The 23346-nt window shown below is 60.4% G+C and carries 21 protein-coding genes; 10 read left to right on the top strand and 11 right to left on the bottom strand.

Features of this window, described 5'->3' with window-relative positions; genetic code table 11:
• Positions 1-17 precede the first annotated feature (17 nt).
• The 7 genes from ACQY1K_RS19340 to ACQY1K_RS19310 all read left to right on the top strand — a co-directional run bounded on the left by ACQY1K_RS19340 (position 18) and on the right by ACQY1K_RS19310 (position 7569).
• Positions 18-1385, top strand: coding sequence for an LLM class flavin-dependent oxidoreductase (locus tag ACQY1K_RS19340; RefSeq protein ID WP_430260320.1), 1368 nt, complete (start codon positions 18-20; stop codon positions 1383-1385).
• 21 nt (positions 1386-1406) lie between these two features.
• Positions 1407-2768, top strand: coding sequence for an acyclic terpene utilization AtuA family protein (locus tag ACQY1K_RS19335; protein WP_430260318.1), 1362 nt, complete (start codon positions 1407-1409; stop codon positions 2766-2768).
• A 1-nt stretch (position 2769) separates the two neighbouring features.
• Positions 2770-3087: a DUF4387 domain-containing protein gene (locus ACQY1K_RS19330; protein WP_062459166.1), complete on the top strand. Its 318-nt coding sequence runs from the start codon at positions 2770-2772 to the stop codon at positions 3085-3087.
• A gap of 81 nt (positions 3088-3168) precedes the next feature.
• Complete coding sequence (locus ACQY1K_RS19325; protein WP_430260316.1) at positions 3169-4512, top strand: MFS transporter; 1344 nt, start codon at positions 3169-3171, stop codon at positions 4510-4512.
• 17 nt (positions 4513-4529) lie between these two features.
• A complete protein-coding gene (locus ACQY1K_RS19320) occupies positions 4530-5498 on the top strand; it encodes a flavin reductase (RefSeq protein WP_430260314.1) in 969 nt (322 codons plus the stop codon).
• Positions 5499-5523: 25 nt separating this feature from the next.
• Complete coding sequence (locus ACQY1K_RS19315; RefSeq protein ID WP_062577822.1) at positions 5524-6405, top strand: MBL fold metallo-hydrolase; 882 nt, start codon at positions 5524-5526, stop codon at positions 6403-6405.
• Positions 6406-6444: 39 nt separating this feature from the next.
• Complete coding sequence (locus ACQY1K_RS19310) at positions 6445-7569, top strand: zinc-dependent alcohol dehydrogenase family protein (RefSeq protein ID WP_430260312.1); 1125 nt, start codon at positions 6445-6447, stop codon at positions 7567-7569.
• A gap of 54 nt (positions 7570-7623) precedes the next feature.
• Here the strand turns inward: ACQY1K_RS19310 and ACQY1K_RS19305 are convergent, their stop codons facing one another.
• The gene (locus tag ACQY1K_RS19305; RefSeq protein ID WP_162759480.1) at positions 7624-7908 is read right to left on the bottom strand and encodes a hypothetical protein; all 285 of its coding nucleotides are present in this window, start codon (positions 7906-7908) and stop codon (positions 7624-7626) included.
• A gap of 249 nt (positions 7909-8157) precedes the next feature.
• Here ACQY1K_RS19305 and ACQY1K_RS19300 point away from each other — a divergent pair, with 249 nt between their 5' ends.
• Both ACQY1K_RS19300 and ACQY1K_RS19295 read left to right on the top strand, forming a co-directional pair.
• Positions 8158-8748: a DUF4360 domain-containing protein gene (locus ACQY1K_RS19300; protein WP_062577828.1), complete on the top strand. Its 591-nt coding sequence runs from the start codon at positions 8158-8160 to the stop codon at positions 8746-8748.
• A 57-nt stretch (positions 8749-8805) separates the two neighbouring features.
• Positions 8806-10197 carry a DUF4360 domain-containing protein gene (locus tag ACQY1K_RS19295; RefSeq protein WP_113469222.1) on the top strand — a complete coding sequence of 464 codons (1392 nt, stop codon included), beginning with the start codon at positions 8806-8808 and terminating at the stop codon, positions 10195-10197.
• 80 nt (positions 10198-10277) lie between these two features.
• Here ACQY1K_RS19295 and ACQY1K_RS19290 read toward each other — a convergent pair whose 3' ends face one another.
• The 4 genes from ACQY1K_RS19290 to ACQY1K_RS19275 all read right to left on the bottom strand — a co-directional run bounded on the left by ACQY1K_RS19290 (position 10278) and on the right by ACQY1K_RS19275 (position 17019).
• Positions 10278-13406 carry an efflux RND transporter permease subunit gene (locus tag ACQY1K_RS19290; RefSeq protein ID WP_430260310.1) on the bottom strand — a complete coding sequence of 1043 codons (3129 nt, stop codon included), beginning with the start codon at positions 13404-13406 and terminating at the stop codon, positions 10278-10280.
• A gap of 30 nt (positions 13407-13436) precedes the next feature.
• Positions 13437-14549 (bottom strand): efflux RND transporter periplasmic adaptor subunit, encoded by a 1113-nt coding sequence (locus tag ACQY1K_RS19285; protein ID WP_430260308.1) that lies wholly within the window; start codon positions 14547-14549, stop codon positions 13437-13439.
• 53 nt (positions 14550-14602) lie between these two features.
• Entirely contained in the window at positions 14603-14887 is a 285-nt protein-coding gene (locus tag ACQY1K_RS19280) for an EF-hand domain-containing protein (RefSeq protein ID WP_062459967.1), read from the bottom strand.
• A gap of 233 nt (positions 14888-15120) precedes the next feature.
• Positions 15121-17019, bottom strand: coding sequence for a mechanosensitive ion channel family protein (locus ACQY1K_RS19275; protein ID WP_430260306.1), 1899 nt, complete (start codon positions 17017-17019; stop codon positions 15121-15123).
• A gap of 204 nt (positions 17020-17223) precedes the next feature.
• Between ACQY1K_RS19275 and ACQY1K_RS19270 the strand changes: the two genes are divergently transcribed.
• Positions 17224-17571 (top strand): hypothetical protein, encoded by a 348-nt coding sequence (locus ACQY1K_RS19270; protein ID WP_209899544.1) that lies wholly within the window; start codon positions 17224-17226, stop codon positions 17569-17571.
• A 65-nt stretch (positions 17572-17636) separates the two neighbouring features.
• Here ACQY1K_RS19270 and ACQY1K_RS19265 read toward each other — a convergent pair whose 3' ends face one another.
• Genes ACQY1K_RS19265 through ACQY1K_RS19240 form a run of 6 tightly spaced genes read right to left on the bottom strand, consistent with a single transcriptional unit; the run spans position 17637 to position 23272 of the window.
• The gene (locus tag ACQY1K_RS19265) at positions 17637-19514 is read right to left on the bottom strand and encodes a sensor histidine kinase (RefSeq protein WP_430260304.1); all 1878 of its coding nucleotides are present in this window, start codon (positions 19512-19514) and stop codon (positions 17637-17639) included.
• A gap of 31 nt (positions 19515-19545) precedes the next feature.
• Entirely contained in the window at positions 19546-20220 is a 675-nt protein-coding gene (locus tag ACQY1K_RS19260) for a response regulator (protein WP_430260302.1), read from the bottom strand.
• 40 nt (positions 20221-20260) lie between these two features.
• Complete coding sequence (locus ACQY1K_RS19255; RefSeq protein ID WP_139283875.1) at positions 20261-20482, bottom strand: hypothetical protein; 222 nt, start codon at positions 20480-20482, stop codon at positions 20261-20263.
• On the bottom strand, positions 20479-21549 hold the full coding sequence (locus ACQY1K_RS19250; protein WP_430260300.1) for an ABC transporter ATP-binding protein: 1071 nt from the start codon (positions 21547-21549) through the stop codon (positions 20479-20481). Before ACQY1K_RS19250 ends, ACQY1K_RS19255 begins: the two co-directional genes overlap by 4 nt.
• Positions 21546-22373 carry a carbohydrate ABC transporter permease gene (locus ACQY1K_RS19245; RefSeq protein WP_062577842.1) on the bottom strand — a complete coding sequence of 276 codons (828 nt, stop codon included), beginning with the start codon at positions 22371-22373 and terminating at the stop codon, positions 21546-21548. Before ACQY1K_RS19245 ends, ACQY1K_RS19250 begins: the two co-directional genes overlap by 4 nt.
• Positions 22370-23272 (bottom strand): carbohydrate ABC transporter permease, encoded by a 903-nt coding sequence (locus ACQY1K_RS19240; RefSeq protein WP_062459955.1) that lies wholly within the window; start codon positions 23270-23272, stop codon positions 22370-22372. The genes ACQY1K_RS19245 and ACQY1K_RS19240 overlap by 4 nt, the downstream gene beginning before the upstream one ends.
• Positions 23273-23346 lie beyond the last annotated feature (74 nt).

Here is a 23346-nt window from a genome sequence, read left to right as displayed (position 1 = left end):
ATGACACGGGAGGAACGATGTCTACTTCAAAACGCCAGATGAAAATGGTGGGCTTCCTGCAGGCGCAGAACTGCTCGATTGCGCCCGGCTCATGGCGGCATCCTGCCGGCGCCACCGATTTTCTGTCCGCCGAATATTTCCAGCGCATCGGACGCATCCTCGAGGACGGCAAGTTCCATCTCGCCTTTTTCGACGACCGTCTGGCCATGCCCGACATCTACGGTGACGATCACCAGGAAGCGGTCGAGAACGGCGTTCGCGTCGTCAAGATGGATCCGGTCTCGATCATCACGGCGATCGGCATGGCAACCAGCCATATCGGCCTGGGCATCACCTATTCGACCACCTATTACGAGCCCTTTCATGTGGCACGTCTGTTTGCAACGCTCGACCTGATGACGAAGGGCCGTGCGGCTTGGAACGTGGTGACCTCGCTCAACAATTCCGAGGCGGCCAACTTCGGTCGCGTCGAGCACCTTGCCCATGACCTGCGCTACGAGCGGGCCGACGAATTCTTGGACGTGGTGACTGGCCTCTGGAACAGCTGGGAGCCTGACGCGCTGATCGTCGACAAGGAGACCGGCCAGTTTGCGGATCCGAAGAAGGTCCACAGGCTCGATCACAAGGGCAAGTATTTCAGCTCGAAGGGTCCGCTGCCGGTGCCACCGTCGGCGCAGGGGCGCCCGGTGCTGATCCAGGCAGGGCAGAGCGGCCGCGGTCGCGAGTTCGCGGGCAAGTGGGGTGATCTGATCTTTGTCGTCTACCCGACGCTTGAAGCAGGGCAGAAACAGTATGCCGCCGTCAAGCAGGAGGTCGCGGCCGCCGGTCGAGATCCCGACGACGTGGCGATCTGCCCGGCCTGCTATGTCTGCGTCGGCGAGAGCCAGGCAATCGCCGAGGAGAAGCGCGAGTATATTCGTGCGCTTGCCAAGCCAATCGATGCGGTCGTGCTGTTGTCGGAAGCGCTCAACTTCGATTTCGCCAGCAAGCTGATGGATAGCGAGTTTACCGACGAGGAGCTGAAAAAGCTGTCCTGGTCGGGCTTCAAGGAGCGCGTCATCTCCTTAAGCGGCAAACCCAATCCGACCGTGCGCGACTTCGTGCACTATTCGGGCCGCGGCACGATCGGCGAGTTTCCGATCTTCTGCGGGACGCCAACCATGGTCGCCGACCAGATGGAAGAATGGTTCACATCAGGAGCCTGTGACGGTTTCGTGCTGGCGGCCACCCATACACCGGGCGCCTACGAGGACTTCGTCCGCTACGTGGTGCCGGAGCTCCAGCGTCGCGGCGTCTATCAGAAGGACTATGCCGGCACGACGCTGCGCGAAAACCTCGGCATTCCCATGCCGGTCCATCCCGCCCAGCGCCAGGCTGCGGAATAAGCGAGCAGTCGGAGAAGAGTGATGAAAGAATTCAGAATGCTCTCGACGAGCGGCATCCTCGGCTACGGCTATGCCGAGGAATCGCTCAAGATTGGAATGTCCTGGGAGCCGCATGTCATCGGTTGCGATGGCGGCAGTACCGATCCGGGGCCCTACTATCTCGGTGCCGGAACGTCCTTCTGCTCGCGCCTTTCGGTCAAGCGTGACCTGCGGCTGATGCTGCAAGCCAGCATTGCGGCCGGTATTCCCTGCATCATCGGCACGTCCGGTGGTGCAGGCGGCGAGCCGCATCTGCAGGATACGGCAGCACTTGTGCGGGAAATTGCGCGGGAGGAGGGGCTGTCGTTCAAGATGGCGCTGATCCATTCCGAGCAAAGCAAGGGCGACCTTGCCGGCTGGGCCGAAAAAGGCCTCACGAGACCGCTGGCAAAGATGAAGCCGCTCGACCGGCAGATGATCGACAACTCTACCCGCGTCGTCGGCATGATGGGGCCGGAGCCGTTTGCGAAGGCCCTGGACGAAGGTGCGCAGGTCATTCTTGCCGGTCGAAGCAGCGATCCGGCGCAGTGGGCGGCACCCGCCATCCGGGCCGGCATGGCGCCTGCACCGTCGTGGTATGCGGGCAAGATGCTGGAATGCGGCGCCGAGCCGACCGTGCCCAAGGAGCCGGACTGCATCTTCCTTCGCGTTCGCGACGACCATGTCGTCTGCGAGCCGCCGAACCCGATCCGGCGCTCGACGCCGTTGGCCGTGGCGAATTTCGCGCTGCATGAGAATTCGAGCCCGATCCACCATGTCGAGCCCGGCGGTCTGCTGGACACGACCGATTGCCGGTTCGAGGCGATCAGCGACCGCGCCGTCAAGATCGACGGCATGACCTGGACACCGGCCGACCGCTACACGGTCAAGCTCGAAGGCGTCGAGATGGCCGGTTATCGGTCCATCGCGATCTGCGGCACGCGCGATCCGATCCTGATCTCGCAGATCGACGACTATCTCGCCACCCACCGCGAGAAGGTTGCCGTGAAGGCCGAATCCTTCGGCGTTCCGCGCGACGATTACCGGATGATCATCCATTGCTACGGCAAGGACGGCGTCATGGGCGGCTGGGAGCCGGTCAAGCAGATCACGAGCCACGAACTTGGCTTCGTGATCGAGGTTGTCGCCAAGACGGCGGATATCGCCAATGCGGTCATCGCCATGGCGCGCACCTCGATGCTGCATGCGGATTTTCCGGGGCGTCTGTGCAAGGAAGGCAACATGGCGTTCCCGTTCAGTCCGTCGGATATCGACATGGGGCCGATGTATCGCTTCAGCATCTTCCATACGGTCGAAGTCAGCGATCCCTGCGCCCTGTTCCCCATCGAATACGAGAAGGTGTGAAATGGCCCTCATCAGAGACATCGCCCAGATCTGCAAGAGCAAGAATGCCGGTCCTTTCAACGTCACGATCGACGTCCTGTTCGAGGATCACGACCTCTACCGCCGCGTGAAGGCGACGGGAACGCTCAATGCGGCCCTTTTCTCCAGGCTCTACGGCGTCAAGGAAGAAGACGTGCTGTTTACGCCCTACGATACCGCCGCTGCGTTCAAGGCGACGTTCCCGCGAGCGATTCCCGCCGGCGATATCGGCGATACCGACGTCTACGGTGCGCAACAGCACGCCCCCCTGCTGGATGTCGATATCCCGCTCGAAAACTAACCACGATCTGCGCATGGGTCTTCCGCTGGAGGCTTGAGGGAGACCCATGCGATTGCCAATAACAGCTCGGGGAGGAGCTTCATGGCCACGCAAACATCCGACATCCGCAAGGTCGCACTGGCGAGCTTTATCGGATCGACCCTGGAATGGTACGATTTCTTCATCTTCGGTACCGCCACGGCACTCGTCTTCAACAAACTGTTCTTTCCGGAATTCGACCCGGTCACAGGTATGATCGCAGCCTTCGCGACCTTCGCCATCGGGTTCATTGCCCGGCCTCTCGGAGGCATCGTGTTCGGCCATTTCGGTGACCGGATCGGCCGCAAGGCGATGCTGATCCTCAGCCTCACCATGATGGGCGGAATCACATTTCTGATCGGTCTTATCCCGACCTACGCCGTCCTCGGCGTCGGGGCGCCGATCCTGCTTACCGTGCTTCGCTTCCTGCAGGGCTTTGCGGTTGGCGGCGAATGGGGCGGAGCGACCCTGATGGTCGTCGAACACGCGCCGAACAAGACGCGCGGCTTTTTCGGCAGCTGGCCGCAGATGGGCATTCCGGCGGCCCTTCTTCTTTCGTCCGGCGTGATGGCGCTTGTCGGCGGATTGACGACGCCCGAGCAGTTCATGGCCTGGGGATGGCGCTTGCCCTTCCTGTTCAGTGGCATCCTTCTCGTCTTCGGTATCTTCCTCCGCAGACGCCTCGCGGAATCGCCAAGCTTCCAGAAGCTGAAATCCGGTGGCGAACGCCAGCGCCTGCCGATCGTGGACGTGCTGGGCAAGCATGGCAAGAAGACAGCGCTTCTGGTCGCCTGTCAGGCCGCGGAAAACACCAGTTTCTATATCGTGGCGGTGTATTCGCTGGTCTATCTGACGACGGTCGTCGGCATCGACCGGGCGACGGCGCTTAATTCGCTGATGATCGCAGCCGTCTTCTGCTTTATCGCCCAGCCCCTGTTTGCCGGACTTTCCGACCGGATCGGCCGCAAGCGGGTGTTCATGGGGGGCATGATCTTCAACGGCCTCTTCATCGTGCCGTTCTTTCTTCTCATGGATACGGCGAGCGTATTCTGGATCACCGCTGCGATGACCCTGTCCATCATCTTCGGGCAGGCCACGACGCAATCTACCCAGCCCAGCCTTTTCGCCGAGCAGTATGGGGCGTCGGTCCGCTATAGCGGCGTGTCCGTCGCCTATCAGTTCGCAACCGTGCTCTGGAGCGGACCGACGCCGATGATCGCAGCCGCGCTCTGGGCCTGGTCGGGAAGCTGGATACCGCTTGCCTGCTACATCATCGCCGCCGCCTGCCTGTCGGTCGTCACGATCATTCCGTTGCGCGAGGCGGCCGGTGCCGATCTCGAGGACGAACAGACCGGCTCGCTGCCCCAACCGGCATCACCCGCAAAGACCATTCATCACCATCAATAAGACAGGGAGCAATCACCATGTCCAACGACCCCCGCATTCTGCGTAACGCGCTTGGATCCTTCGCGACCGGTGTGACCGTCGTCACCACCCGATCCGCGGACGGGCAGGATATCGGACGCACAGCAAACAGCTTCAGTTCGGTGTCGCTCGATCCGCCGATGATCCTCTGGAGCCTTGCCAGGACATCCTCGAGCTTCGACGATTTCCGGCAGGCGGGCCATTTCGCAGTTCACATCCTGTCAGCCGAACAGAGCGACATCTCCGGTCTTTTCGCCAGCAAGAAGGAAGACAAGTTCGAGGGGCTGACCGTGGAGAGGGGAGACGGCGACATTCCGCTGCTCAAAGACTGCGCTGCCCGTTTCGAATGCCGGACCGCCCATCAGTATGAAGGCGGGGACCATATCATTTTCGTGGGCGAGATCACCGGGTTCGAGCATTCGAGCACACCGCCGCTGGTCTTCCATGGCGGGCAATACGGCCGGCTCATTCGCCACGCGGGCGAAAACACCTCGTTCGAGAAAACGGAAAGCAGTCTTTCGCCCGATGATTTCATCTACCAGATCTCACGGGTCTTCTATCAAATCCGCAACGACGCGGTGGTCGAACGCCGGCGGCGCGGATGGAGCGGCGCGGACTATGCCGTGCTGACGCTGCTCGGCCATGAGGATGGCAGGACACTCGACACCATCAGCGAGATCGGTCGCTCGCGCGGAGACGAGATTACCGACGAGACGATGGCAAAGCTCGAGGCCGAAGGGTTGATCGAGATCGACGGGACAGCCCCACGGCGTGCGCATCTGACGGGCGCGGGACGCAAGGCGATGATGGAGATCGTCGCCATGCTGAAGGCTGCCGAAGCCGACTGCCTTGCGCTTCTCGACGAAAACGAGGTCTGGGTGCTGAAACAGCTGCTGAACCGGCTTGCGACATCGACTGATTCCGGTTGGCCGCCGGTCCGGCAACAGGCAGCTGTCGCGAGCGCGTGAGCAGGCCCGAACTTCGGAGAATTTCATGACCCGTTTTGCCATTGGAGACATCACCGTTTCGGCCATCTGGGAGCTGGAAGATACATCGTTCCGGATGAAGACGTTCTTCCCTCTCGTCACGGACGAGATCCTCGAGCGCGAGCGTTCCTGGCTTGCACCGGCGTTCTACGATGCCGATAGCGATCGGATCAGGCTCAGCATCCATGCCTGGCTGGTCGACACCGGCCGGCACAAGATCCTGATCGATACCTGCGTCGGCAACGACAAGGAACGGCACGCTCGCACCCAGTGGTCCAACCTTTCGACCCCGTTTCTCGAGCGTCTTCGCGCAACAGGCGTTGAGCCCGAGGACATCGATTATGTCTGTTGCACCCATCTCCACGCCGATCATGTCGGCTGGAACACAAGGCTGATCGACGGACGCTGGGTTCCGACCTTCCCGAACGCCAAATACATCTTTGGCCGCACAGAGTACGATTACTGGGCCGAGAAATACGGCTCCGATCCCGGCGGTCATCATCTTGCAGCCTATAGCGACAGCGTTCTGCCCGTCGTGGAGACCGGTCAGGTCGTGCTGGTCGACGATGGGTATGAACTGGATGGCTGCCTCACGTTCAAACCGGCGCCGGGCCACACGCCTGGCCATGTCGCGATATGGCTGCATTCCAATGGCCGCGAATGCGTGTTTTCAGGCGATATCATCCATCACCCGATCCAGCTCAAATATCCGCAACTGAGTTGCATGGGCTGCGAAAATCAGGCCCAGTCCGCGCTTACGCGGGCAGCATTGCTGGGCGATATCGCCGATACCGAGACTATGCTGATGACGGGGCATTTCCTGGCGCCACACGCCACGCAGATCGAAACCGACGGCGGAAGTTTTCGCATGCGGTGCAGACAATGCTAGTTTTCACGCGCCGCATTCCAGATTCCAGAGAGGTATGACATGAAGATCCGAGCCGCAACGCTTCGCCAGACAGGCGCGAGCATGCCTTATGCAGAGAGCAAGCCGCTTGAAATCGCCGAGCTGGATCTCGATCCGCCGGGGCAGGGAGAGGTGCTTGTGCGCATTCGTGCCGCAGGGCTGTGCCACTCGGATCTCTCGGTGATCAACGGAAGCCGGCCGCGACCGCTGCCGATGGCAATCGGTCACGAGGCCGCGGGCGAAGTGGTGGAGCTGGGTGAAGGTGTCGACGATCTCGAGGTCGGCGATCACGTCGTGCTTGCCTTCGTGCCAAGCTGCGGCCACTGCCTTCCCTGTGCGGAAGGAAGACCGGCGCTCTGCGAACCGGGCGCTGCAGCAAACGGCAAGGGCACACTACTGACAGGCAGCATCCGCCTGAAATCGCATGGCGAGCCGGTCCATCATCACATCGGTTGCTCGGCTTTTGCCGAACACGCGGTCGTGTCGCGCCGCTCGATCGTCAAGATCGACAAGGACCTGCCGTTCAACGAAGCAGCGCTGTTCGGCTGCGCGGTCCTGACCGGCGTCGGCGCGGTGGTGAATACGGCGAAGGTCCAGGCAGGCCAGACCACGGTGATCATCGGCCTCGGCGGGGTCGGGCTTGCCGCTCTGCTGGGAGCTATTTCGGCGGGTGCGGCGCAAGTCATCGCCGTCGACCTCTCGGATGACAAGCTGACCATCGCCCGAGATCTGGGCGCGACGGCGACTGTCAATGCCCGCGATGCGGACGCGGTCGACAAGGTTCGGCAGCTCACCAATGGCGGCGCTGATTTTGCTTTCGAGTTTGCCGGTTCCGAAAAGGCGCTGGAGAGCGCCTACAGGATGACACGGCGCGGCGGGACGACGGTGACGGCCGGACTGCCGGCACCCACCGCGACGCTTCCCCTCAACATCGTCAGTCTCGTCGCCGAGGAGCGAACGCTGAAGGGCAGCTATATCGGCACCTGCGTCCCCGTCCGCGACATTCCGCGCTACGTTGCTCTCTACAAGTCCGGGCGCCTGCCGGTGAACAAGCTTCTCAGCGGCGAGATCCGGCTCGACGAGATCAACGAAGGTTTCGACCGCTTGCACCGAGGCGAAGTGATCCGGCTGGTTGTTCAAATGTGACGGCGGGCTTGACCGATGGAGACGATCACCATCGGGCGTCGCTCGGCGCGAATTCTATGTCGTCGCCGTGCCCGGTGTGGACAGCTTGAACGACATTCGAGGAAATCCATCGCATGATGCCGTCGAGGAGCGGCATCCTTTCGGGCGATAAAGCCGCTGATAACCGCCATCAATCGCTTTTTGCCTCTGCGCGCGCCGGTGTTCGGCAGCCCGCGAGGATTGAGATGGTCCGGCTTCACTGGAACGGATGGATGGTGCCGTCGCAGCGCAACTCGACAGGCCAATGCCGAGGCTGACCGCCAGAGCTGAAAGACGCAAAGTTGTGCCAATCCTGAACATCTGAATCTCCTCGGTCAGTGCTTTTTGCTTCGATGGATCCGGTTTCTCGCGCAAAGTGATTGGATTGCCTTAATTAGACCTACGAAAAGTACCTTCACCGCCACTTTTAGTTAAAAATCTTTTAACTCTCCTACTGACATTTGGCATCAGGCGAATGACTCCGACATGAATGTCCCACTCAGGAGAAGTTCAGCTCACTCGCGTCATGCCGCTACCGAACGCCACGTTCGACAAAATTTGAGGAACCCCATGAAAACCGCAGGTCTCTTGCTCGCATCTCTCCTTATGGCCTCGGCCGCCCAAGCAGACGATATCTCGCTTGGCACACCAGGCTATGGCGGAAGTGGTTGCCCTTCTGACAGCGTATCGGCGACCATCAGCCCTGATGGAAAGGCTCTCAGCCTGCTGTTCGACAACTACATTGTTGAAGCCGGCGGTGATACCGGCAAATCCCTGGACCGCAAGACCTGCAACGTTGCCATACCGGTCCATGTCCCGCAGGGTCGCAGTGTTTCGGTCCTCGCGATCGATTACCGCGGGTTTAACCAGCTCCCACGCGGCGCGCGCTCGCAGTTCAATGTGGAGTACTTCTTCGCGGGCAGAAGTGGTCCGGCATTCACAAAAACGTTCAACGGCCCGGTCGAGAAGGATTATCTGATTTCAAACAAGCTCGTTGCGGAATCACTGATCTGGTCGGCGTGCGGCGAGGACGTAAACCTGCGCACCAATTCCAGCATCCGCGTCAATACCACGCGCAAGCAGGAGGCCATGGCGACAGTTGATACGCAGGACGTGAAGGCAGCGATCGTCTACCAACTTCAGTGGCGCGACTGCCGCTAAAAAGGAAAATCCGGGGCAGCACGGTCGCTGCCCCCCCGATGCCGGGAATATTTTGTCATGCGTATCCGCCGTTTCCTCCCGCTGCTTGCTGTGGTCAATTTCTCTGTTCCAGATCTGGTGCTCGCAGCAGACGGATGCGCTGAAGGGACATACTCGCGCGTCCGATCACCCGACGGCAACGCGACCAGTTATCTGTTCGACGATTTTTCGGCGACAGCGGGCGGTGCCTCCGGTATCCGCCGCGCCACGACACGCTGCTCGCTCAGCGTACCGGTGACACAGCCGGATGGTCACTCCGTTTATGCGATGGACTATCGCGGCTTTGTTTCGACGTCGGAAGGGCAGGCCGTGTCCATTCAAGCTCTCAAGGATCGGATGGAGATACTGAAATACGAGGCGTCCGGCCCAGTGGATGCCGACGTCGCGGTTGGTGGCAAGGTCGGGGTCTCGGGATCGAGCACACTCGACCTTACAGTGCTCCTCACATCCGCCGGGCCCTTGGACGATGAGGCCCAGGACGCAATCCTGTTCCTCGATACCATCGATTTCGCTCGCCTCGGCTTCACCACAACCCGCTCCGTGGTGGACTCGATGAACCAGATTGCACATCAGCGGCAGTCCATTGCACTCGATCTTTCTCAAACAGCACTAACGCTGTTAGGCCAATCCGAGCGCTTCGACAGCGGAAGCTATGTCTCTCTCTCGGGCAACAGTGACGCGGCGGCGGGCTTTAACGCTCGCTGGGAAGCTGGCAGCGGCTTCAGCCTGCTTGGGGGCGCAACACGCGTCAGCGCGAGCGCGTCGGACGCTCTCTCGGACGACCTTGCGCTCTTTGCCGGAGGTATCCGATACACGACTGCACCGGCAACATGGCGTGCTTTCGGGGAGGCTGGCGCATGGGGATCGCCCGATGTTTCCGCGTCGCTCACCCGAAGCTACATGAACATCGATGAGATGATCCAGACCGGGGGTGCGACATCTGGATCGTTGTTTGCGTCCTACGCTCGGGTTGGTGTCATCTACGCGCCCGACGATACCAACGAACTGGCGCTGTCGACCCGTTTCGCTCGATCCTGGCTCGACCTCGATGGCTATGGGGAAGACAAGACCGACAATCTCTTCGCCGCCAGGATGGGATCCGGCTCAACGATCACTGACAGTCTCGGCGCCGAATTAGCTTGGAGCCGCAAGCTCGATGAGCGGTTCGACCTGACGCTTTTACTGGGTGTAGGACGCACGTCCGCAGACAAGAAGGGCGTAGAAGCCTCCGTCGACTGGGTCGGCGATGTCAAGGGCAGCACAGAGGACCAGAATTATGCGGCGCTTGGCGGACGCATCGGGTGGATGGTTACCGAAAAATGGCAGGTCAACACCTCTGCCGCAGCAACGTTTCGCGAAGACGCCGATCCTGTATGGAGCATCGGCGGCCAGCTGAAGGCGTCGTTCTAGGTCCCCGCAACGAAAGCGCTTACGTGGAGGTTCGGTTTCATGCGAACGACTTTACAAGGCTCTCTGCTTGCCGGCCACAGTTAGCTTGAAACTGGAACGTGACGTTTGAAGCGCTCTTCCAATCTCTGCATGACGACGAAGAGCGACGGTACGAAGACGACGGTCAGGCAGGTTGAGCCCATCATGCCGGTCAGAACCGCGATCCCGATCGACTTTTGCGCGCTCGCTCCCGCCCCGGTCTGCAGCACGAGCGGCACGACGCCGAGGATGAAGGCGATCGACGTCATCAGGATCGGTCGAAGCCGCGTGATCGCAGCCCTTATGGCCGCGTCCACGGTCTCTGCGCCGTCATGCAGCCGCAGATGCCGCGCGGTTTCAACGATCAGGATCGCGTTTTTGGCCGACAGTGCCACCAGCAACACCAGACCGATCTGCGTGTAGAGGTTGACGGCGGCATTGAGCGACAGCAGCGTCGTAGCCGTTCCGATCAGCGCGAGCGGGACGGTCGCGATGACGCTGATTGGTGCGTACCAGCTCTCATATTGGCCAGCCAGAACGAAATAGACTAGAAGCAGGCTCAGGCAGTAGACCAGATAAATCTGTCCGCTGAGTTCTCGTTCCTGGTAGGACACAGCCGTCCATTCCCGTTCGAAATTGTGAGGCAGCAGCGACTTTGCGATCCCGTCGAGTGCATCGAGCGCCTGGCCGGTCGAATAGCCTTGCGCCTGCGAGCCGATGATTCGTGCGGATGGATAGAGATTGTAGAGGCTGATCAGCGCAGGCCCGGTGGCCGGTTTTACGTCTGCGATCGAGCCCAGCGGCACCATCTGGCCGGAGGCGCCGCGCAGCCGAAGCCGCTCCAGGTCGGCGACTTCGGCGCGCCTTGAGGCGTCTGCCTGTACATAAACCTGGAAAATGCGGCCGAAGAGGTTGATCTGGCCGGAATAGGACGATCCGATGTACTGGCTGACAGCGTCGTAGGCGCCGCCTACATCGATCTCGGCGCGCTGAGCCTTGCTTCGATCAATCGAGACGGCAAATTGGGGGGCGTCGGCACGGAACGGACTGAAGGCTTCGCGGAATGTCGGATCAGACCCTGCTGCACGGGCGATGCTGGCCGCCACTTCTTCCAAAGCCGCATAGTCGAAGGCGCCGTCACGGGCCTCTACCTGCATGGTGAAGCCCGCCGCGTTGCCGATACCCTGGATCGGAGGCGGCGGAAGCACGAGCGCCTGTCCGTCCGGGAGATCGGCAGTCAGCCTCCGCAGGTAGGTGTAGAGCGACAACAGGTCATCTCCCTGTTGGCGAAGGCTCCAGTCCTTGAGGATCACGTAGAGGACACCCGCGTTGGAAAGGCTGGCATTGTTGTTGAGGGCGGAGACGCCGCTGATTGCGACCGCCGTTTCAACGGCATCCAGCTTCTCGACCCGCCCCCGCAGGTTTTCGATTGCGAGGCGTGTGCGCTCGAGCGACGCGCCCTCGGGCAACTGGACCGATACCAGAAAATACCCCTGGTCCTCGATCGGCAGGAAGGCCGTCGGCACCTGCGCCAGCAGGGAGAGCGAGAGCGCGACCAACAGCAGTGCCACCAGCGAGACCGTCACACTGAAACGGGTCATGACCCTCACCAGCCCTGCATAGACCCGTTCGACGGCATCGTAACTTGCGTTGAAACCGCGGTAGACGACGTTCTTGCGCGGCTTCAGGGCATGTGGTTTCAGCCATAGGGCGCATTGGGTCGGCTTCAGGGTCACGGCGTTGACCGCGCTGATCAGGGCCGTGGCGGCAATGACCAGCGAGAACTGGCGATACATTTCGCCACTGAGGCCAGGCAGAAAGGAGGCCGGGAGGAACACGGCAAGCAGCACAAGTGTGATGCCGATGATCGGGCCCATCAACTCGTCCATGGCAAGCGCCGCAGCCTCCGTTGGCGTTTTTCCGTCATCGAGATGGCGAGCAGCGGCCTCGACCACGATGATTGCATCGTCAACCACGATGCCGATGGCAAGGATGATGGCGAACAGGGTGGAAAGATTGATGGAGAAACCGAACAATGCCAATGCGCCGAAGGCGCCGATGATGGTGACAGGCACCGTAGTGGCAGGCACCAGCATCGCGCGCCAATCCTGCAGGAAGATGAGGATGACAACCAGCACGAGGAACGCGGCTTCCACCAGGGTGTGGTAGACATCATCGATGGCGGCCTTGACGAACAGCGTCGTGTCGAACGGCACGGAGTGGCGAAGCCCTTCGGGAAAGTCGGTCGACATGACCTCCAGTTTCGCCTTGACCGCCGCTACGACGTCAAGCGCATTGGCCTCGGGCAACAGAAACAGTGCGAGGCCTGCCGCCGGCTTTCCATCGAGACTGAAATCCTGGCTGTATTGCTGAGCACCCAGCTCTACCCGTGCCACGTCGCGCAGGCGCACAAGATCACCATTGTCATTTGCGCGCAGGACGATGTCTTCGAAGGCCGCCACATCGGCGAGCTTGGAGTCGAGCTTCAGCGTGTATTGGAAATCGCGCCCCTCCGGCACCGGTGGAAGGCCAAGCTGGCCGGCGGACGATGTGCGGCTTTGCTGACGGATCGCGTTGTTCACATCTGACGGCATGAGACCGCGTGCCGCCATCAGGTCCGGATCCATCCAGATGCGCACCGCATAGTTGCCGGCGCCGAAAACCGAAACACTACCGACGCCGGGGATGCGAGCGATCTGATCGATCAGGTTGATGGTTGCATAATTGGTCATGAACAGGCTGTCATGATCCGGGTTGTCGGAGGTGAGTGCTACAATCGCCAGAATAGCCGTCGAGCGCTTGGCCGTCTGCACGCCTTGTGCCTGTACGGCATCCGGAAGGGAAGGCGTCGCACTCGCCACACGGTTCTGCACCAGGATCTGCGCCGCGTCGGGATCGGTGCCGATCGCAAAGGTCACGGTGAGTGCGTAGGTGCCGTCACTGGTGGAGGTCGATTGCATGTAGAGCATGCCCTCGACTCCATTGACCTTTTGCTCGATCGGCAATGCCACATCCTGGACGATCGTCTCGGCGTTGGCGCCGGGATAGCGTGCCGTCACCTGCACCGAGGGCGGTACGACATTCGGATATTGTGCGACAGGCAGGCCGACCAGCGCCACCAGACCGAGTATGACGGTCAGGAGCGCGATCACGTTCGCAAGCACCGGTCTATCGATAAAGAACCTGGCCATCCTGGGGCATTCCCTGTTTCTGTAAGCAGATCAATCGAGTGCCGTCACGACTAAGACGACTTCTCTGGCACGCAACCCAGCCCCGCCCTTGACGATCACGCGGTCGCCCTCCCTTACGCCGTGGACAACTTCCCGTCGGCCACCGGCGGCTTTTTCTCCGAGCGCGACCTTGACGGTTGCGACCCTGCCTTCGGCATCGACGATTTGAAGCGTTCGGCCCAACTGGGAATTGCCGATCGCGGCTTCCGGCACGGTCAATGCCTTGCGCGTGACGATCGGGACTCGGACGCGGGCAAACATGCCCGGCGATAGCAGGCGTTGCGTGTTGGCAATGACGCCGCGAAGGGTCATGGTTCCAGTCGCGCTGTCCAGCTCGGGGGCGATGTAGTCGAGATATCCACTGTAAGGGTAGGTCGCGTCACCCTGAAGACCGGCTTCAACTCGGATCGCCCCGAGGCTCCTCAGGTCTATATGGCGCTCAGCCATCGCGCGGCGAATGGCGATTACCTGCCGCTCATCGGCCGAAAAGATTACGTGGAGCGGGTCCGGTTCGACCAGCGATGCGAGCTTCGGAGCCGATGCGGCATTGATAAAGGCGCCGAGATCGGCCGCGCGTGCGGATAGGATACCGTCGAAGGGCGCCTTCACTTCCGTGTAGCTGAGGTTAATGTCAGCACTTCGCACCTTGGTCTTGGCGGCTTCGACCTGTGCCTCGGCTGCCAGTCGCTGTGCCACCGCCGATTCATTTGCGCTTAGCGATACGACCTGCTTGGCAGAAAGCCCTTCCTGCCGGGCCGCGTTTGAGACCGCCTGTTGCAGGTTGGCCTGTTGCTGACGCAGTTCTGCTTCGGCAGCTGCGAGGCTGATGCGATAGGGTTCGGGCTCTATGAGAAAGACGACGTCACCTTTTCGCACGGTGTCGCCGTCGTTGAAGTTCACTTTCTCGAGCGTACCGGAGACTCGGGCGACGAGGTCAACCTGGTTGACCGCGCGGAACGTTCCTGTCGTCTCCAGGTACAGCGTCACCTCGACGAGGGTAGGTGCCTCGACCATGACTTTCCGCTTCTCGGCCTGGGCGCAGGCCTGCCCGACCCAGCCAATCAACAGAGCTGCGGCCACCAGGGGCAACAGTGCATGTTTCATGGAAAGATCCTTCCCTTGCGCATGTCGTGGCAGGCCTGCTCAGGGAGCGGCAGCTATTTCAGCGACTGCAACTCGTTCGGCGTCAGGAGTCCGTTCTTGTCCTTGTCGATCCGGCCAAACGCCAGGTTGTAGCGACCGGCCTGCTTGACCTTGAGGGCTATCGGCTTTCCGGACGCGGCCATCGTGTCGATGAAAACCTTGAATTCGGGTTGGTCCAGCATCGTGTCGGCGTTCTTGTCTGCGGTCATGAAGGCCTCCTGTTGCGCATAGCCGCTCGAAGCGACGGCGAGCCCCCCGAAGACGACCAGAACAGGGGTGATCAGCTTAACGTTTGCCATTTCGATCTCCTTTGAGTGTTGCGATATCCGCCAGGTTGATCCCTGTGTCGGGAGCCTCCTGCCGGGCGGACGCGGTCAGCAGTCCATTCTTCAGTTGCGGAACTGCCAGCATCAACTAATCCGGACCAATTCTTCGCGACGAGGCCGCAGGACTTGCTCCAAGGGACTGGTCAATGTCCCTGCGATGCTGGACGGCACGATCAACCAAAGGCTGCAGTGAAGCCATCCCATGTTCATGGGGTCTGCACCTCGTCCAGCGTGCCAGCCATCGGGTCTGCCGTGGCGCGCCTTTCAGCAAGGGAGACATGGACGCCATCTGGCGCGAGATCGAAGCCGGAGGCTTCGAGCACTTCAAGCAGCAGAGAGCGGATCAGGGGAATGGCGGTCACCGCTGCGGCACGCGCCAAATTGAAGCTCAACACCAGCTCCCTGGTCTGCAGATGGGCTTCAGGCGGGCTGATGGCGATCTTGCCGACGATATCGGCCTGAAGCCTGGTTTCGCTTCGAAGGGTCGACGCCGCCAACCGCAGTAACCGCGCGTGCCCGACGGCGTCCGTTTCGTTCTCCAGTCTCAGGCTCACCCGAGCGAGGACGAGTCCGCGACTGCGGCTGACAACGGTCTCGATCTGGCCGTAGGGAATTGTATGCAGCCTGTCATCTAAGCCGCGCAGTCTGAGACTGCGGATCAGTATCTGCTCCACCCTGCCGGGAGTGGAGTCGATCTCAATCTCTTCGCCGAGCCGGAACGCATCGTCCAGCATCCAGAAAATGCCCGATATTACGTCCTTCACCAACGCCTGGGACCCGAGACTGATGGCCAGACCCAAAATGCCGGCGCCGGCTATGATGGGAGTGGTGTCGACCCCCAGAACCGACAGGGTCACCAGCGAGAAGATCGATCCGATGAGCCCCAGCAAGACCACACGCAGGATCGGCAGAACCGTTGTCATACGCGCAAGGTGCAACTCCGCGTCTTCCAGCGAGGTGAGAGCCTCCTTCGGCATCATGCGCGACTCTACCCATGCGTGGGTAACCGCGGCGAGCACGGCAGCGAGCACCAGCACCATAAGCGAAAAATTGATCTGCCGAGAGTATCGCGGCCAATCCTGTTGCGGGATGACCGCAAGCGTGCCGACCAGCCAGTACTCGACGATCAGCCTGAGGATGACAGCTGCCGCCAAGGCATCGATCACCACCCGCACCACGAACAGTCGACGCATCACCTCGGGCTTGCGCGACAGCTGGATCGAGAGGGCGATCGAGCGATCGAAGGCCAGCGCCAGCATAAGGGCGATCGTTGTTCCCTTGATCCCCTGGTACAGGTCAAACTGCTGCATCAGCCAGCCCCATATCCACAAGCCTGACACCAGCAGGATCATCCAGGCGGCGACCATGTGTAGCAGCGGCGTCAGGCCGTGCCGGCGCAGAAGATGCAGCAATCGAAGAGCCGCCGCCGTCATGGCAAACGCGCCGAGTATCGCCAGCAGCCGCACCGAGTTCGGCGGCATGCCGACGCGGGCGGCTGCTGCCAGAAGGCACACCATCAGGTATCCGCACGCCAGGATCACGGCGCTTCGCCTAAGTCCTTTTTCCGCGCCGCTCTCGTCCAGCGGCAGAAGCCGCAATTGAGGAGTGCGGGGCGAAAAGACAATGCCGAGAAAGGTAATGGCAGACAGCCAGTAGATGACGGAAACGAGAAACTCCCTGGCAAAACCATCCCCGAGCGGATCGGCGCTCAGCAGTCGAACGGCTATTGCGCGCCCCACCGCGATGGCGGCCAGCAACGGCACAAGGCTCCAGGCCGTCCGTTTCAAGACGGCGAGGAATGGGACGCGTTCTCGCGCGGCAGCCTCGCGTCGGCCTCTCAGCCCGTAACTGCTCAGCATAAAAATCAGCATGACGACACCGCCGGCGCCAAGGCTGAGGGCAAGAACCCTGGGCGCCGAGGTCATGGACACCGTGCCCGCCCATAACAGTTCCCGATCAAGATGTGGCAGGGCGAGCGCCGTGTCCACCAACGCCGTCTCGAGACGATCGACGACCTGCTCTGCACTGACGATCCAGTCCACGACGTTGACGACAGACTGATCGGGGGCCGGGGACGGGCCTGTTGCAGTCGCGGAGACGTCCATCGTGCCAGTCCCGTTCGCACTTGCAGAGAAACTACGGCTCGCCCGGCAAACCGGCCTGGCGAGCAATCGATAGTTTCAACCATTAAGTGCGTTTAAGATGCGCATCCACCCCATGTTCATGGCGTATTCGCGGTACCGGAAACGGGCATGATGGGGTCAAGCCGGTATCCGTCGGCGCAGTTTAGAATCCGGGAGACATTCGCCATGAAACATCGCCCAAATGGTTTCAAGGCCGCATTGGCCCTTACCTATCTTGCCGTGCTGGCAGCGCCAATTTTCACGGCCGCGCCGGCGGCGGCCGTCGTGTATTGCAACGCCCTCGGCGTCCCAAAAGGCTGCGTGGTGCGCCCCCCGGCCGCGGTGGTCGTTTACTGCACGGCGCCGGGGGTTCCGCTTGGTTGCGTGGCGCGTCCCGTGGCAAGGACCGCGATCTATTGTACTGCTCCGGGCTTGCCGGTTGGGTGTGTCCGCAGGCCGGGCGTTCGCGCACCTGGTCTCGGTGTCGCGCCGGTCAATCGTGGTGGCCCGAGGAACCGTCTCGGCATCAGATAGTCCAGGCGATGGAAGTGTCTCCGCGCTCGGTTCCTATCACCTTATCCGCGCGCTCCCCGCTGGCATCAGCCCCCTTGGGTGGCTTCGGGGAAGTCGGCGGGTAGCAGCAGCGAGACCGTCGTGCCGAGCGGTGCGCTTGTGACGGACAAGGTCACATCGCAGAGGGCTGCGCGCTTTTTCATGTTGAGCAAGCCTCGGCCCTGCACCGTCCCCGCCCCATTCACCGCATCGACCGCAAAGCCGCAACCGTTGTCCCTGACGGAGATCTGGCCCCTCGCGTCGCCGTCGGGGCCAGGTATGGTCTCGATCATGATCGTCACCATCGATGCGCCCGAGTGTTTGATCGCATTGGTGACAGCTTCGTCAAGCAGCCTGATCACCTGGATAACGTGCCTTGGACGCAGGCCCGGATAGACGGGAAGTCCGTGTGACGACTGTACGCTCCAAACGAGCTGCATGTCGTGGGCGCGCAACTGGCCTGATATCCGCTCCCTCCAAGAACCAAGGGCAAGCATGAGGTCGCCATCGATCTCTTCCATTGCGTTGATGACCAGACGAAGATCGCGCAGCGCAGCGCGAGCGGCATCTCCGATTGTATTCGTTGTATCTCTCGGCTGTTCGGCAAGAGCGACGATGCTGACGAGTTGCCCGCCCAACCCGTCATGCAGGTCCCGCATCAATCGCGTCCGCTCCGATGCCAAAGCCGCCGCCCTTGCGCGTTCTTCTTCGCGGGAAAAACTTGCCCTGAGCTTGACCTCGGCCTCCGACACTTGCTTCACCAACCGGTCGGCGAAACTGTCGGCATCATTCAAAGCTTGGACGAAACGCCAGGTCAGCCAGACTCCGATGACGATCAGGACGATCGAATAACCGAACCAGCCGATAAAGATCCGTTCACCCGGAAGGAGCCGGCTGACCGTCAGGATATCGTTCAGGGCGCATCCCAGCATGACTGAGAATACAGGCGCCATTATCAGCGCCTTTCGGTTTCCGCGCAGAGCTGCGTTGCCCAAGAGCACGCAAGCAACGGCGGCGCAGAGAGCAATCGTTGGTGGCCCTAGCGGCAGGAAGATGGCGTGAAGTAAATCATGCTGTCCCGAAAGGCCCGCAAAGGCAATGATAATGCCGGGTACGAATGTGAGATGAAGCCATCGCGGTGGCGGCATGTCGATGAAGCGCACGATGAAGTGCAGAACCAGCGGCGCTTGCGTAACAACGGCAGCGCCGACGAGGCCGAGCGTCTGTGGCGATGCTGGCATCGAGACGAAATACTGAAAAAAACCGATCAGCATGGCGAGCGCAAGCAGCCCATAGCTGCGATCGTTCCGGCGGTTGATCCAGATCAGGCCGAGGATCGCTCCCAATGTCGCCTGTCCGGCAACAAGGATGAGGGGCAGGGTCTCGAACATGATCGACCGCTGATCGTGAACCGGTCTCAGGACCTTGTCCGGACCGGCATAAACGCTGTCCAGATAGCCGCCGACCGGCCCCCATGTGACGAGGTGAATGATCAGCTCATTGCGCCCCTCATGCAGCAGGCTTTCCGGAATCGTCGCTATGGCGGACGTATTGCGGTCGGGTCTGCGGCTCATAACATTCCGGTGCGTATCGTGGATCATTGAGCCGTTGACCTCGAATTGTACGCCCGTGGTAAAGCGCGGCACGAAAATGCTCCATGCCACATCTTTCTGCGTGGTCGGTCGTTCGAGTGAGACGCGATAAATCGCAGAGGAGGTCGCATCTTCGGAGACGGGGCGAAAGTCCGGGAGGTCCACAGAACGGAATTGGCCTGTCGCGTCTTGAAGCTCAACGCCGCTCAGTTCATAGACCGCGGGAGGCAGGGGCGGGCCGATCTGGCGGGCCAGGATGCAAAGGACGATGATGACAGGTTGCAGCGCCAGGTACAGCAGCAGCCAGCCGATCCTGCCACGGGGTCGAGCCATCCTTCCAACTTGGTGAGCGGCAGCTTTCATCCTAAAGCTTTATCAAGCCCTGCTGCAAGGCTTCGAATACGGCCTCACCGCGGGTATTCACCTCGAGCTTGCGATAGATGTTCTTTATATAGCCGGGAACGGTCTGGCGTGAAATACCCAGATAATCCGCGATGTCGGCGTAGCTGAAACCCTTGGCGATGCCCCACAGAATGTCGATTTCGCGCGCTGTCAGCTTGGCGGTATTCAAGTCCGTCCCGACGACGGGATCCTTGACGCCTTGGGTCCGTTTGACGATGAAACGGGCTATCGAGGCCGAGATTGGCGAGTGGCCCCGCATAAGATCGCGCACCGTGTCGGCGATGTCGGTCAGCAGAGCGTCCTTCAGCAGATAGCCGTTGGCGCCGAGTAAAATAGCCGAAATGACGCTTTCTTCATCGCCCAGGATGGAGATGACCAAGATCTCGGTGGTCTGGCTATGCTGCCGGACGTCGCGGATCAGGTCCATGCCATGGCCATCGGGTAGCTGGAGGTCAGTCAGAAGCACATCAGGATAATCAGACTCCAGCACTTGGCGCGCCTCCGAGAGCGTTCCCGCCTGAAGAACCGAAAATGCGGAAGCGTCGGACAGGCCGTCAGCGATACGCCGACGTGTTGGTCCATCGTCCTCGACGATGACAACGGATATAGGTCCGGCTCTCTCCGTTTGGGTGTTCAAGATAACACTCGCTTTCAGGCCTCGGCTTGGCCAGAAAGGATTATTGAGCAAATCCCCAAACCGCGCCAGCCATGAACATGGGGGTGTGGCGGGTCAGAATTGGCGGACCGCAAGGGGAAAATGCTGAGAAGAAAGCCGCAGCGGAAAAACAACGGTGCCAGCTGCGCTCACCAAAACCGGCCAGAACGATTTCTGCAAGCCGTCGGACGCGGCCACCCGGCTCAAGAGCGTGGTTACGCTTGTCGCCATAGGCATCAATCATTCAATCCAACTGTCCGTTTCCGCATCGAACAGATGAATGTGTTCCTGCTGAAAATTTAATCCGACGGTTTGACCGCCGGTTATTGGAACCCGCCCATTTACGACGACGACACATTCGGGCGTCGTTGCCGTTGTGACGAAGGTCGTTGACCCTGTCGACTCGACCAAGGCCACTGGTGCTTCCAACAAACCCTTGCCGTCTTCGGCGATGGTAAGATGTTCGGGCCGCAGACCGACGACAAGATTTCGATTGGCCGGAATGGTTCGGTCGAGACCGATCGTCTGTGGCCGGCCAAGATCCAGAATGAGGCTTCTTCCATCCGGTCCTGTCGTTGCCGGAATGAAATTCATGGCCGGCGATCCTATAAATCCGGCAACGAAACGGTTGACCGGTCGGTCATAGAGTTCAAGCGGCCGGCCCTGTTGCTCGATCACGCCTTGGCGCATGACCACGACGTGATCAGCCATTGTCATCGCTTCGATCTGGTCGTGCGTGACATAGACCGAGGTCGCGCCAAGCCGGTCATGCAGTGCCCTGATTTCCTTGCGCATATGGACACGCAGGGCGGCGTCGAGGTTGGACAGTGGCTCATCGAACAGAAAGGCCTTGGGATTGCGGATGATGGCCCGGCTCATCGCGACACGCTGTCGCTGTCCGCCCGAGAGTTCGCGGGGATAGCGATGCAGCAGGTCCGACAGGCCGGTAATGGCGGCCACGTCGTCTGCCGCCTTCTTCGCTTCTGCCTTCTTGGTGCCGCGAATGCGCAGGCTATAAGTGAGGTTTTCCTCAACCGTCATATGCGGGTAAAGCGCATAGGACTGGAACACCATGGCCAGATCCCGCTTGCGGGGTGGTACGTTGTTCATGCGGTCGCCGGCAATAACCAGGTTTCCTTCGGAAATCGATTCAAGCCCTGCGAGGGCGCGCAGAAGCGTTGATTTGCCACATCCGGACGGTCCCACCAGGGCGACGAAAGCGCCTTTGCGAATGGTGAGGTCGATGTTCTTCAGTGCGTGATAGGCACCGTAATATTTGTTGACACCCGACAATTCGATTTGATTGGTCATTTGAGAGCTCCCGATGTGAGGCCGGAAACGATGCGGCGCTGCAGAAGGACGAAGATGGCAAGGATCGGGGTTACGTACATCGTTGCGTACGCCATGATGTTGTTCCATTCGCTGGTGTTTGGGCCCATGAACGAGTTGAGACCGACACTTGCGGGCTGCAATTCGATGTTCTGGATCATCGACTTCGAATAGACGAACTCGCCGAATGCCTGCATGAAGATGAGGATGGCGCTGACAAGAATACCGTTGCGGGCAAGCGGGAGCACGATGTTGAAGAAGGCACCGATGCGCGAGTTGCCATCGACCAATGCGGCCTCCTCAAGCTCCATCGGCACAGCCATGAATGTCGCCCGCACGAGGACCACGAAGAACGGCATGCTCTTTGCCGCTATCGCCAGGATGACGGCAAAGCGCGGGTAGTCCAGCAAACCGACTTGGGAGAACCCGACGAAGATCGGCGTGATCATCAGCGATGCGGGCAGAACCTGCAGCATCAGAATGAGGAACAGGCCCACATCCACCCAGCGGTTACGGTACCGCGCCAGTACATAGGCACAGCCGGTACCGAGAACGGCGATGAGCGCCACCGATCCAAAGGCGATCAGCGTTGAGTTCCAAAGGTAGCGCCCCATGTTCCGGCTTTCCCAGACATACGCGAAGGTGCTCCACTGCGCTGTCGATGGCCAGAAGCTGGGCGGGGTGGCAAACATCTCAGAGCCCGTTTTGAGAGCCGTGACGTACATCCAGTAGAGCGGAAACAGGTAGATCGCCGCCATGATGATGGCGATGGCGAGCATCAGGCGGTTTCGGTTGGTTTCAGTCATCCGCGCACCTCATGACGGGTCGAGCGCACATAGACGATAGCCGCAAACATCACGAACACAGTCATGATGACCGAGATCGTGGCACCTTTGCCAAAGTCGTATTGCCGGAAGGAGAGGTCCCAAGCCCAGTATTGGGCGACATTGGATGAGTTGTTCGGCCCGCCATCCGTGATTGCCGCGAACAGATCGAACTGTTGCAGTGTGAAGATAAGCCCGAGCGAAATGATCGCGCCGATGGTGGAGCGCATCATGGGCAGTGTGATGGTCCAGAAGCGCTGCCAGGCGTTTGCACCGTCCAGCTCGGCTGCTTCATAGAGATCACCGGGTATGGCGGAAAGACCGACGGACAGAAGGATCATATTGAACGATGTGCCAAGCCAGATATTGGCGAGCACGACCGCCCAGAGCGAGAAATTGGGGTCTGAGCGCCAGAAGATATTGCTGTCGATCAGGCCGCTTTCACGCAGAAAGAAGTTCAGGACGCCAAAGTCCCCCGACAGTATCCAGTTCCAGATCGCACCGACGACCAGACCCGGCATGACCCAAGAGACCAGAAATAATCCACGAAGCCACGATGATCCCGGAAAGTTGACCCAGAAAAACAGCGCAAGGCCAAACCCGATGAGAAACTGGCCAGCGATCGAGCCGACCACGAAAATGACGGTGTTGAAGAGAATAGGCAGGGTTTCGGGCTGCTTGAACAGATCGATGTAATTCTTGAAGCCGACGAATGGCCTGATGATGCTTCCCAGACTGAACATGTCCACTTCCTGAAAGCTCATCAGGATATTGTAGAGCAGGGGCAAGCCCGCAAGAATGAACAGGAAGGCAAAGGGAACTCCGACCAGGCCAATGTCGAAGCCGCGGCCGTCCGTGATGCTGGAAAGTATCCTTTTCATGGAAACCCCATAAGATCCGGTGTGGAGCTGTCCGCTCTTGACGAACGAGACAGCTCCTTCCGGGAGGAAAAGGT

It is taken from the genome of Neorhizobium sp. IRS_2294 (assembly GCF_050500145.1).
Classification (GTDB): Bacteria; Pseudomonadota; Alphaproteobacteria; order Rhizobiales; family Rhizobiaceae; genus Neorhizobium; species Neorhizobium soli.
The sequence above is the reverse complement of the archived record's forward strand: the minus strand, read 5'-3'. Positions and strand labels throughout refer to the sequence as shown.